Annotated in this window: 9 protein-coding genes; 5 read left to right on the top strand and 4 right to left on the bottom strand. The window is 60.1% G+C overall.

What is annotated here, in order from left to right:
• Positions 1-255 precede the first annotated feature (255 nt).
• From ACV1FX_RS33745 to ACV1FX_RS33735, 3 genes are read left to right on the top strand one after another with little or no spacing between them, the layout of a single operon-like run.
• Positions 256-486, top strand: a complete 231-nt coding sequence (locus ACV1FX_RS33745) for a hypothetical protein (RefSeq protein ID WP_473121858.1) — start codon at positions 256-258, stop codon at positions 484-486.
• Positions 486-680 carry a hypothetical protein gene (locus ACV1FX_RS33740; RefSeq protein ID WP_473121857.1) on the top strand — a complete coding sequence of 65 codons (195 nt, stop codon included), beginning with the start codon at positions 486-488 and terminating at the stop codon, positions 678-680. Before ACV1FX_RS33745 ends, ACV1FX_RS33740 begins: the two co-directional genes overlap by 1 nt.
• Entirely contained in the window at positions 677-1,069 is a 393-nt protein-coding gene (locus ACV1FX_RS33735; protein ID WP_473121856.1) for a hypothetical protein, read from the top strand. The genes ACV1FX_RS33740 and ACV1FX_RS33735 overlap by 4 nt, the downstream gene beginning before the upstream one ends.
• Positions 1,070-1,272: 203 nt before the next feature.
• Here ACV1FX_RS33735 and ACV1FX_RS33730 read toward each other — a convergent pair whose 3' ends face one another.
• Positions 1,273-1,641 (bottom strand): hypothetical protein, encoded by a 369-nt coding sequence (locus tag ACV1FX_RS33730; RefSeq protein ID WP_473121855.1) that lies wholly within the window; start codon positions 1,639-1,641, stop codon positions 1,273-1,275.
• Positions 1,642-1,909: 268 nt separating this feature from the next.
• Between ACV1FX_RS33730 and ACV1FX_RS33725 the strand changes: the two genes are divergently transcribed.
• Complete coding sequence (locus ACV1FX_RS33725; protein ID WP_473121854.1) at positions 1,910-2,440, top strand: hypothetical protein; 531 nt, start codon at positions 1,910-1,912, stop codon at positions 2,438-2,440.
• A 170-nt stretch (positions 2,441-2,610) separates the two neighbouring features.
• Here the strand turns inward: ACV1FX_RS33725 and ACV1FX_RS33720 are convergent, their stop codons facing one another.
• Both ACV1FX_RS33720 and ACV1FX_RS33715 read right to left on the bottom strand, forming a co-directional pair.
• Positions 2,611-2,745 (bottom strand): hypothetical protein, encoded by a 135-nt coding sequence (locus tag ACV1FX_RS33720; RefSeq protein WP_473121853.1) that lies wholly within the window; start codon positions 2,743-2,745, stop codon positions 2,611-2,613.
• Positions 2,746-3,562: 817 nt separating this feature from the next.
• Positions 3,563-6,604 carry a hypothetical protein gene (locus ACV1FX_RS33715; RefSeq protein ID WP_473121852.1) on the bottom strand — a complete coding sequence of 1,014 codons (3,042 nt, stop codon included), beginning with the start codon at positions 6,602-6,604 and terminating at the stop codon, positions 3,563-3,565.
• Positions 6,605-7,170: 566 nt separating this feature from the next.
• Between ACV1FX_RS33715 and ACV1FX_RS33710 the strand changes: the two genes are divergently transcribed.
• Positions 7,171-7,506 (top strand): hypothetical protein, encoded by a 336-nt coding sequence (locus ACV1FX_RS33710; protein WP_473121851.1) that lies wholly within the window; start codon positions 7,171-7,173, stop codon positions 7,504-7,506.
• 464 nt (positions 7,507-7,970) lie between these two features.
• Here ACV1FX_RS33710 and ACV1FX_RS33705 read toward each other — a convergent pair whose 3' ends face one another.
• Positions 7,971-8,297: a hypothetical protein gene (locus ACV1FX_RS33705; RefSeq protein ID WP_473121862.1), complete on the bottom strand. Its 327-nt coding sequence runs from the start codon at positions 8,295-8,297 to the stop codon at positions 7,971-7,973.
• Positions 8,298-8,424 lie beyond the last annotated feature (127 nt).

Raw genomic sequence — 8,424 nt, 5'->3', positions numbered from 1 at the left:
ACGCGGTTCGGGAGGTGTCGCGGGCGCATCAGCAGCACGGGTATGCCGATCCGACCCTCGGCGCCCCGGCAGCCCTTGCCATGAATGCGGTGTCCCGGATGGAGCCACCGCGATCGTGGCCGAAGCACGAACGGCAGCGCTTTTTTGCTCTGCCGTATGACCTCCAGATCTACGTCAACAAGCGCGAAGCCGATAGAGATCGGGCCGTTCGTCGCGCGCAGAATGCGGCTGCGGCCGCGAGGAAAGGATGGATCGATGGCAATAGCCTCTCAGCAGATTGAGCAGCGCATCAAGCAGCTCCGCGCTGAAATCGACGCGGTTATTGAGGCCCATGTCGACGAAGTCGCGCAGAGCTGCCCGGGAATTCCGCGCGGGGTGATCCGGGCGAGCGTTGAAAACCAGGCGCTCAAGATCGACGTCGAGACTGCAAACGAGGAGTGCCAGTGCCGGCCGTTCCTCGCTCTCTTGAAGATGGGGACGCTGTGATGGGACTTCTCAATGGGATCAACAATCCCGAGCTGATGGCCGAGATCGAGCGCCAGCGCCAACTCGTTCAGCACGTCGCCGACCACTACGGTTGGACATTTGATGAGGCCTGCGCGAGCCTGGACGAAGACGACAGAATTGCCATCGCGACGTTCGCGGTTGGCAACACGGTCCCGCGGGAGTTCCTGCATTGAACTGGTTAGACAGGCTCGAGGCTGCCAGCGGGAAGGCTGCCAATGCGGCTCCCGCGGTCGAGGAGCGCCGGCCCTCGGCGCAGGAGGATTCCTCGGGTGTCCCGGCGCCCACGCCGCTAACGGCGGCCCAGCGCGTGCAATCGATCACAGTGAGCGTGAGAGGCGCAAAGGGAAGCGATCCCGGCCAGGTAGAGCTCGGCCACTACGTGGTGGAAGGCGGCCTTCTCACCCTCACGAACGAACAGGGCGTACCGATCGAGGGATGTGAAGCGGTTGCAATCGCGCCCGGTATCGACTGCCGAACTGTGGCAAGCGTCCTGATCCGCCAGCGGTGGAATGGGGGCGGCTTCAATCGACGTCTCGAATATCCACCGCGCGGCGTGGTCTAGCAGTAAACGCGCGCCGGAAGGCCACAAGGGTGGCGCCGATCGCTCGGCCAAGGAGTGCTCCCGCGAACAGTATCGCCAACCAGGCGAGGCCGAGGAAGATCAGGCAGGCGATGCCATCCATCAAGAGCATAAACATTCGCTTCTAAGTCCATGATTTTGAACGGCACGAAATTGGCGCGTTCTTCGTGCGTTCTGTGCCTGACTTAACCGGTGCTCTCCAGTAAAGCTTTCAGCCTGGCTTTGTCAGCCCGCGACATCCGCCAGCCGACGCCCCACACGGCTTCAAAGTCTATACCGTGCCGGCGCAGCACCGGGCGAAGCCTTGCAGTGATCACATCGAGGTTCTTTTCGCCGTTCTCGGGCTGATCGCAGTCGGGATCGCGGCCATACAGATACTCAAGCAACCCCGAGCGCGTCACCGTCTCGCGGCGCATCAGTAGCTCGAGCATGTCGGCCTGCATCGTCTCGATCCCGAGCACGGCGCGTAGCCGGGCAGAGAGCGGCAACCGCTCGGCTACAACTGCTTCCAGGGCCTCAACCCTCGCACGAAGGCTATCAATCGCGCCGTTCATGCTTTCCCTTAGTGCTTAGAGCTTGCTCAACGAGGCGTCGAATAGCCTCAGCTCGAGATGGAAGATCGGGCTGCTTCCGACGCCATTCATCCACGCTCTTCAAAAACGAGCTTTCCACTCTCATCTCGAACCGCTCAGTTTTTTCGCTCATGCCTCTTGACCGTAATGTACGTACATCGTAGCGTACGTACATTACGGCAAATCAATGCGGCTCGCAATGGCGTTCCAGCGCCAAAGCGAGCCTAACCCCCACCAAGGAACTTGGACCATGGCGAAGGCTGCAAAGGCGAATAACACATCCCGTCGTGAATTTCTTGCTCTCTCGGCGCTGGCCGGAGCGGCCACGATAGCCGTCCCGGCAATCGCAATGAGCGCTGCTGACCCGATTTTCGCGGCGCTGGCTGAATACGAGAGGGTCGATGATGCGCTGGCAGATGCGGCCGCCGCGCTCGAGACGGCCGAACGGGAATTGGACCGCGCCGGCGATCTTAACCCGTGCGTCCTCAGCGTCGGAAACGTGCTCAACGTCGGAAACATGCAGGAATTCCCTTCGATGTCCCATGTGGAAATCGATCGGTACACTTCGGCAGACCTGTATCCTGATCGCAACCGTGATGAGCATGCACGGTTGTCGGCCGCGTTCGTGCGCCGAGATACGCGCCTCCGGCCTCTAGTTGAGGCCGTACGCATCTCCGAGGCGCGTGAACTCGAAGCGCGGTTGATCGTCGACGACATCGAGCCAACGACGTTCGAGGGCGCGTTGGCGGCGCTGAAGTTCACGCGCAAATTCACGTTCTGAACCGGGGGCGCATTGCCATGTGGCACTACCATCACATCGTGGCCTACTATGAGCGCCGGGGGCTGTACGGGCTCCTGAGGGCCCGCACCTACCGGATCCTGACCGCCGAATGAGGCTGTCGGCGATGCGCTCCGTGGCCCGCCGGTTCACGCCCGGCGGGCTTCTCTATTTCAGTACATTCGCGAACCGCTGTCGTTGTCGTCCTGCGGTTCTTCGTCTCTTGCATTCCACCGGAGGATGAGAAACAGGAGCGCGGCAACGACGATTTCGCCTGCCAGCGCGGCTACGATGGAATGAACGATCATGACTGCTCCCGTGCTACCGCTTTTGCTACCGAACTGCGCGGCACGGGCTGTGACGGGGCGGTACAAGAAATGACCGCTATCGAATTTTTCTAAGACGTTTCAAGCTTATAAGGGATCAGGAGATACTGGCCGATACGGCCATTCCTGAATTTCAAGACCGGTGCCTTAAACCACTCGGCCACCCTTCCGGATCAATGAGATCAGGCACTTAGCCCACGAGCCCAACTAACGCAACGCGAACTTGGACCCGATTTGGACCAAAAGTGTCCTCCCGCCCCCGTTCACGGCACGCATCACTGCTCTCATGTCGGCTGGCTGAACAGTTTGCAAGTGTTGATTGACATGGAAAACGGAGCGGAAGCGTGCCCTGCGCCGACGTTGCGGGTATTGTCGAGCGCTGCAACAAGAGGCTGTGATGGCGCGCACGCGGGTCACGGCAGATCAGTTCAAGCTTGACTATAACGAGTTGGATGGCCTGCCCGACCACCCGGAGGCCCTCCATCCATTCCCCCGGCATGCTCGGAAGCGTTCTTCCCGGACGGCGATGGCTACGGGCACGAAGGCATCGAGCCGATAGCATCACACTCCCGACCTCATGGCCCAAGGCATCAGAAGCATGACTGTTCAGGTTGGGCGCCGTGACCACGATTGTCACCTTACCGCGCGCGGCGATTGGCTCGACGGGACGCTCTTTCACAAGGCTGCTTCATAAACGTCCGCCAAGGGATTTTGGCCGTTTCCCTAAAGGCAAACCGAAGAGCCGTCGGCAGAAACGCCATCCTTGCTGTCGGGAAGGCGCGCGCGTCGCGATAGCGTTTCATACGGCAGTTTGCAACGGCGTACTCGCCGTCGGTCGGGCGGGGCGGCCAGGCAAATGCGTGCTGGCATAAGCCATGGCGTAGTTATCGAACAAGATGTTCGATTGAGCGGTCGCGGTCGTCATCGCCTCTCTCCCGGAAAGGCTAAGCGTCGGGTTGGGATCCGCCGTCTTCCGTCCTGGCAGGCCCCAGAGGTAATTGACCTGCACGGCTTGGCCGGGATCAGCAGTCAGCGTGATCCTGACCGTATTGGCATCGAGGATGGCGACGGACGCAATATCAAGCAACGGATTGACGCAGAAGACTCGTACGCCGCTTCCGTTCGACGTGATGTCGATCGGCGATCCGCCCAACGTCGCCGAGAGTTGCATGCTGTCGTCGCGCTTGTTCACGATGTAGTAGACTGCTCCTCGAGTGATGCCGCCCGGCATCGTCGTGATTGACGAAATCATGACCTTGTCGCCGTTGGCCGCAGGGCTTCCCGACCAACTGATCGTATCAGCCGTGGCGTCGACGGTGACGAAGGTCGCAACGTACGACGGGTTGAACCCTACAGACGCCTTAACGACGTCAAACCCGGTGACGTTGCCGGCCTGCCAGGTCTGAAGACCCGTGCCTCCGTTGTGCTGGAACGTTATGTCGATAACCGCTCCGCTGCGGACCGCGGACACAGGCTTCGGACCGAAGCCGTCGTATGTCGAAATGCCGCGATACCTCAGCATGGACATGGCCTGCATCTCGCCCCGCAATTCCATGTCGGTGGGGTCCGTCGGGTGCGCTCCGTCCGTTGTGTTGCTCCAGAAGAAATGGTCATCGCAAAGCGCCACGATAAGCGGGTCGCCGACCTTGCCTGCAATCCAGTCCATCTGGGCCCTGCGAACCGTCTGATAGCCCTGCGTTGCATCAACCGCGTTGGGCTGACGGTTCGAGAGGAACACCTCGCCAAAGAGGATGTCGTTGCCGAGGTTCGTTCGTACCCACGAGTACAAGCTGTCGAGCTTGGCGCCATATCCGCTGCCGCTGTCCGCAGCACCCTGATCCCAAACGTACCAGCCTGCCTTGCAGGCGACCTTTGACGTGTCGCACAGTGCAATTTTGTTCAAGCCAGCATTGACGTTGTCTAGGTTCGACTTGGTGGCGAAGTTGGATACCGTTGAGCCTCCGATATTGACGTTGATGAGGGCTACCACGCAATCGCTCTCATTCGAGAGCTTGTTGGCAAACACCGCCTCGCCGGCGCCCAGCAAAGCTAAGTTTGACGCGTTCCCGTACATGCGCTGCCAGGAAGCGCTGCCTCTGTAGTTGTAGCGGGAGATGAAACCGTTCGGCGCAACCTTACCCGCCCCCAAGCTAGCCATTAGGCCCTGAATGCTATCACCTTGCTGCACGACAACTTCGCCGACCCCGATCGGGACCGTCGATTGCTGAGTTACCTGAGCGGAGCCAAGCTTGCGCAGCTGGAAGCTCAACCAACGCTTGCCCTTCGGACAGGTAAATTTGCCGCCCCATGTCTTGGCGACGGCGTCAGCCGAAAAGCCCGAAACGGCTGTCCAGTCCTGAACCACCGAGCCGGACGACAGATCGGTGACTTTTACCTGCACACCGACCGGCGTGACGCCCGTGAAGATTCCGGTCAGGTTGAAATGCCCGACCCCATCCTTGTGCTGAATGACGGTCCCGCAGGCCCAGCTATCGATACGGACCGAGCCGGTGACTTGCGTGTTCGGCGCTAGCTCGCCAAGCCCCGTCGTCACCCACGCATTGTTACGGGTGCGTGTAACGCCATAGGATCCAAGCATGCCGTCAACGTAAGCTGTCGCATCCGTATACAGGATGGCCGTGCAAGATAGATGCTGAGCGGTCGGCATTTTCGCAGTGCAGGTCGTGTCGAAGACAAACGCCTCGCCGGCCGCGCCGGTGTTGCGATGCTTGATAACAAGGACATCGGCGCCGACATGGATATACCGCGCGTCGCTCGCGCCGCCTTGAAGCGGCGTCAGCGAGTTCAACCGCGCAGCAAGCCTGCTGATCGTCTCCGGCGTCGTACTGACGTCGACGACGGAACTGCCGTTCATAACATCGAGCGCCGCGCCGCCCTGCGTCAGAGAAAGCCGCCATGTGTCGGGCGTCGCGCCCACGATGTAATAGAATTGGGCAGCAGGAAGGCCCGACGTCCAGTTCGAACCGGAAACAGTGACCTTCCAGTCGTTCTTTAGACCGTGCGCCGTCTTTGTGAATACGCCGGCCGTCGAGCTTACGGACGCGTTTGAAGCAACCGCATGTGTAGCAGTCTGGATGTCTAGGACAGGATCGACGGGCGTCTCCTTGAAGGTGAAGACCTGACCGTTCAACGTCACCGTCTTGCCGTCGTTCTGCATCGCCTTCGATATCGTGTCACTGCTGGTTGATCCCCCGTTCGATATGCTCGCGAACCGGATGACAGCGAAAGGATGCGCATTCGCGAAGTTCCCGAGCGTGGCGGGGTTGATGCCGTCAGCGATCTGAGCGATTTCGTTTTCAGAGAGCGCTCGATCCGGCGCATAGATCGGCATTTCAACCTCAACGGATGGGTTGAATTGCAGATTGAGCAAAGTGCCCCATGTGCAAGCCAATCGTGGGCTGTCGAACCCCGTAAAGAGGCAGACTTTCGACATGATGAGCCGGGGGCGTTCGCTCCGGAACGTCTGCCAAATCTCGATGGTCCCACTGCGGTACTGGACCGTGTAGAGCGCCGGGTGATTTTCATACTTGTGATCGTTTTGCGCCTCCGAGGAGATGCCGAAGGCCGTGCCGTCCGGACTGGTACCATTCAGCGACGCGGCGGATACCTTGTTAAGCGCCTTGTCCGTGCCCGACAGGAAAAACTTGAATCTGTTGCCGCTGTTGTTGAGCGGGACGGTTCCGGAGTAGCCGAGGGCGAGCTGCTGCTCCGTCCCATCGCCGGTCGCTTTTGACCGCGTCGTGCCACTCACCCCGATATTGAAGAGATAACCGCCGGTGAAGTTCGTAGTCGACGGGGGCACGCGTGCCCAAATGCTCACAGACCACTCAGCGCCAAATGGCGGAAGGTACGTAGAACCTCCGTTGAACCGGCCCGCGCAATAGGTCCTCGTCATCGAGCGGTATGCGGCGGGTACAATATCCTGGGCAACGACAGGTGTCGTTCTCGCAAAGACTGCGACAGAGGGTAAGTTGAGGCCCAAGCTTAGCATGCCTGCCCCCAACACTTCGCGACGCGTGGGCATGCCGGCGCATATAGCACAGTTTCTGCTCCCAACGATAACGGCACGAACTATCGCCGAAGCGGAAATCGACATTTGATCGATCATTGATGGTTTTGCAGATGTAGCGTGTTTGGCGTCCCTCGCCGCGGGAACAGATCATCGATCTCGCTCAACGGTTCAGCTCGCCCAAACCAGGGCTTCAGCCGATTGCTGCAAAAATGGTCCCGGTGGCTCACTATTGGTGTCGATCAAAACTTCCAGTTTTCATTAGATCTGATCCGCCAGTCGTTAGACCCGCTCGTCCGACGGCGCGGACGGCGATTGCAGGCGCCAGGCCTCCCTAAGGAAGTGGACGGCATGCGGCGTCTGGTCCAAGATGGCGCATGCCATTCTACCTCTTTGCAGTTTTTCTCATTGGTCTCACTTCCGCGCTAGCCCAAGGCGCCTCGCCAATCGTTCGCTCAGGCAAGGTACGCGCCGATGGTGCCGTTGTTTGCCGCACCTTGGCGGTCGTTGCGTTCGCGACGGAGCAGCTCCGACAAGGCAACGCTCCGCCTGACCTTGAGGCACTACACTGCACCCTGCTTCTCGCGGGAACGTCTGTGAACATCGAGGAAAGTGATCGTGGCACGATCGTCACGGCGGAGACGATGTTCGGAAAAACGGTGCGAGGCGTAGCAGATTTGACGGCGATCGAAATTGCACCGCCGAGCCCCTAAGAGGCGAACAGCTCGCTCCTGATGAAGGAAGTGGACGGAGTTGTGTTAGCTCGGCCTCCTACAAGGGGAGGTCTGATCATGAACGTCCTGGGAGTTCATTGAGCGCAGCAACAGCCACCGTATTCTATGCGCTTCGTTGCCGAAAGCGCTCGATCTACGATCTGATCGAAATTGCCGTCAGTAGTGCATGATCTTTTCGGAACTCCGCTCCACACTTTTCCGCATCTTGCGAAAGCCCGTCGGAACCACCTGTAAGGTCGCTGTCAGCTTGGGCCCTTAGGTTGCGAAGCCTGCAACGGCCCCTCACCCGTGGCCGGACACAATCAATTCCCGACATCGGCGCCGCCGCCCAGGGCGTCGCCGGTCACGAGGCCCGGTTGGACTGGTCTCCAACTCCGGGCCTCGTTCGCTTCAAGCAAACGCGGCGCCAGAGGCGCCGCGCTTTTGTCTGTGCTGATTCTGGTTCAGTAGCTGCCGCAGGACGCGCAGGGCGAGACGACCGGAGCGTAGTAGGAGTAGCCAGGCGAGACCATCTCGACGCGCTGGCGAGTCGCATATTGCGGCGGGATGCGCTCGTACTGCACGCTTGGCGGCGCGACCATCACGGTCCGCGGCACCATCACGGTGCGGTACTGTGCGGGCGTGCGATGGGCGACGACGGAGCCGGGTGAGACCATCACGGTCTCATCGATGGTGCGATATTGCGGCGCCACGTATTGCTGCTGGTAACAGGTCGTGCAAGGCGGCGGGGCATAGCAATTGTAGCAGCCGGCGGACGCCGCGCCCGTCATGGCGATGGCTGCGGTTGCGCTGGCGAGAACGACGGCAATGGTACGAGACATGTTTGCGATACCCCAGTTACGCGGAAAATGACCTGGCTCGATAAGTCAGCACGCAGCAGTATACGCTGCGAAATCC

Source organism: Bradyrhizobium ingae, assembly GCF_055791185.1.
This window is presented reverse-complemented; position numbering and strand designations above follow the sequence as displayed.

Bases quoted from the DNA above. Each gene is read 5' to 3' on its own strand.
- ACV1FX_RS33740 (WP_473121857.1), top strand. From the start codon at position 486: ATGGGACTTCTCAATGGGATCAACAATCCCGAGCTGATGGCCGAGATC.
- ACV1FX_RS33710 (WP_473121851.1), top strand. From the start codon at position 7,171: ATGCCATTCTACCTCTTTGCAGTTTTTCTCATTGGTCTCACTTCCGCG.
- ACV1FX_RS33725 (WP_473121854.1), top strand. From the start codon at position 1,910: ATGGCGAAGGCTGCAAAGGCGAATAACACATCCCGTCGTGAATTTCTT.
- ACV1FX_RS33745 (WP_473121858.1), top strand. From the start codon at position 256: ATGGCAATAGCCTCTCAGCAGATTGAGCAGCGCATCAAGCAGCTCCGC.
- ACV1FX_RS33720 (WP_473121853.1), bottom strand. From the start codon at position 2,745: ATGATCGTTCATTCCATCGTAGCCGCGCTGGCAGGCGAAATCGTCGTT.
- ACV1FX_RS33705 (WP_473121862.1), bottom strand. From the start codon at position 8,297: ATGACGGGCGCGGCGTCCGCCGGCTGCTACAATTGCTATGCCCCGCCG.
- ACV1FX_RS33730 (WP_473121855.1), bottom strand. From the start codon at position 1,641: ATGAACGGCGCGATTGATAGCCTTCGTGCGAGGGTTGAGGCCCTGGAA.